The organism is Kitasatospora sp. A2-31, assembly GCF_022288725.1.
Lineage (GTDB): Bacteria > Actinomycetota > Actinomycetes > Streptomycetales > Streptomycetaceae > Kitasatospora.
The window spans coordinates 1-2,379 of record NZ_JAKNTA010000090.1; the positions used below are offsets into that span (position 1 = coordinate 1).

Below are 2,379 nucleotides of genomic sequence, written 5' to 3' on the forward strand. Positions count from 1 at the left end.
CCCGCCGCTCCTCGTCGGTCGGCTCGCCGAGGATGTCGAGGGTGCCGTCGGCGACGGGCTCCGGCATGAACTGCACCAGGTGTGCCCGAGCGGCCTCCCGGCCGAGCTCCACGAAGTGCACCGGCTCGCCGACGGCCGCCGCGAGGGCGTGCGCCTGCTCGCGCGGGGAGACCGGTTCGGGTCCGGTCAGCACGTAGGTCCGGCCGGTGTGTGCGTGCCCGTCGCGCAGGACGGTCGCGGCCACCGCTGCCAGGTCCTCCGGGTCCACGGTGGGCAGGGCCACGTCGCCGAACGGCGCCGGCACGGTCCGTCGGGTCCGGACCGGCTCGGCCCAGGCGAAGGCGTTGGAGTGGAAGCCGCTCGGCCGCAGGATCGTCCAGTCGAGCCCGGACGCCCGGACCGCCTCTTCGTACGCCACCAGTGGCGCGTGCGAGACGGATCCGGGCCGGGTCCCGGAGACCTGGGAGGAGAGCAGCACCACCCGGCGCACCCCCGCCGCCCTGGCCGCGTCGAGGAGCGCGTCCGCGCTCTGACGGTCCGCACCTGCCAGCACCTCGCCGGAGAGGAGGAGGAACAGCGCCTCGGCGCCGCCCAGGGCCGGCCGCAGGCTCGCGGCGTCCGTCAGGTCGGCCGGGTGATGTCGCACGCCCACCGGGAGCGAGGCGTCCGAAGGCCGCCGCGAGACCGCCGTCACCTGCTCGCCCGCCGCCGCGAGAGCCTGCACCAGCGGCCGCCCGACATTGCCCGTCGCACCCGTCACAACGATCATCACAGCTGTCCCGTCCATCGGTGGAAGTCGATTGAACTCGCCTGTTGAAATGGAGAGTTGACGTCATCGCGGAGGATCCCGTTCGCGACGACAGGGAGACGCTAACAGCCTGCGTACAGTAGGTACCTAGGGGAAAGTGACCCGGCTCGGAGGGGGAGCGCTGTGGGTGAGGCGGACGGGTGGAAGGCGGGCGGGCCGAAGGCGGACCGGGCGGCGGTCGACGGATCGACTGACCCGGGCCAGGCGTGTCCGATCGGCCCGGTGGTGGACCTGGTCTTCAGCCGCTGGACCACCCCGATCCTCTGGGCGCTGAACGAGCACGGCCGCCAGCGCTACGTGGAGCTCCAGCGCCGGATCACCGCGATCACCCCCAAGGTGCTCACCCAGCGGCTGCGTCAACTGGAGCGCGACGGCCTGGTGCAGCGGACGTACCACGCCGAGGTGCCGCCGCGGGTCGAGTACGAGATCACCGAACTCGGCCGCAGCCTGGCGCCCCTGTTCGCCAGCCTGGTGGAGTGGTCGGCCGCCAACCTGGACCGCGTCGAACGGGCCCGCCAGGACTACGACCACACGACTGCCCGCTGACCTCTCGACCGGCCGCCGCCGGGGCGCGGTCCGGCCGCCGCCGGGGCGCGGTGCGGCCACCGTCGGGGCGCGGTCCGGCCGCCGCGCGGTCGCCGACCTGCGAATCTTGACCCTGACCCCACGTCAGGGCGCACCGTTGGGGAGCGAGCGAGCGAACGAGCGGCGGCCGGCGACGGGACGCCGTGGACACGGGTGCGGGGTGCGGCAATGAGCTGGTCGGTCGGGCAGGTTTCCGGGTTCGCCGGGGTCACGGTGCGGACGCTGCACCACTACGACCGATCCGGGCTGCTCGCGCCCAGCGGGCGGAGCCCGGCGGGATACCGCCGTTACAGCAGTGCGGACCTGGCCCGGCTCCAGCAGATCCTGTTCTACCGTGAGCTCGGCTTCACCCTGGAGGAGATCGCGGCCATCCTGGCCGACCCGCAGGCCACCGCACTGGACCACCTGCGGGCCAGGCGCCAGGCCCTCACCGACCAGATCGCCAGGCTGCAGAAGCTGGTCGAGGTCGCCGAGCGGGCGATCGAAGTCCAGCGCACCGGCGTCGAACTGACTCCCGAGGAGCGGTTCGAGGTCTTCGGCGACGTGGTCTTCGACCTCAGCTACGCCACCGACGCCCACCTCAAGTGGGGCGAGCGGGAGGGCCACCAGCAGGCGCTCGCACGGGCCGCCGGCCACTCCAAGGAGGACTGGCGCCGGCTGATGGCCGAAGCCGCAATCTGGCGCCGGAGGCTGCTGGCGGCTTTCGCGGACGGTGCCGCCCCCGACAGCGAGCGGGTCCTCGACCTGGCGGAGGAGCACCGGCAGCACATCGCCCGCTGGTTCACCCCGTGTCCACCGGAGATGCACTGCCGGATCGCCGACGACTACGAGGCGGACGCCCGGGCCTTCGCCCTGGTCGTTCCGGTCGGCGACCAGCGCCCGGGACTGGCGGCCTACCTCCGTGCGGCCATCGGCGCCAACGCCCGCCGCAGCAGCGGTCCCGGCCGGCCGGGGCCCGACCGCACCGCCATCCACCCGGGGGCTCG

3 protein-coding genes are annotated in these 2,379 nt (G+C 73.7%); 2 read left to right on the forward strand and 1 reads right to left on the reverse strand.

The window, feature by feature from the left end:
- A partial coding sequence (locus MCM47_RS39750) for an SDR family oxidoreductase (protein ID WP_238864197.1) occupies positions 1-769 on the reverse strand: 769 nt, incomplete at its 3' end.
- A 252-nt stretch (positions 770-1,021) separates the two neighbouring features.
- On the opposite strand from MCM47_RS39750, the gene MCM47_RS39755 reads away from it, so the two are divergent.
- Together MCM47_RS39755 and MCM47_RS39760 are read left to right on the forward strand one after the other, a co-directional pair.
- Positions 1,022-1,354, forward strand: a complete 333-nt coding sequence (locus MCM47_RS39755; protein WP_238864384.1) for a helix-turn-helix domain-containing protein — start codon at positions 1,022-1,024, stop codon at positions 1,352-1,354.
- Between the two features lie 207 nt (positions 1,355-1,561).
- The coding region (locus MCM47_RS39760; RefSeq protein ID WP_238951722.1) for a MerR family transcriptional regulator at positions 1,562-2,379 on the forward strand (818 nt) is incomplete at its 3' end.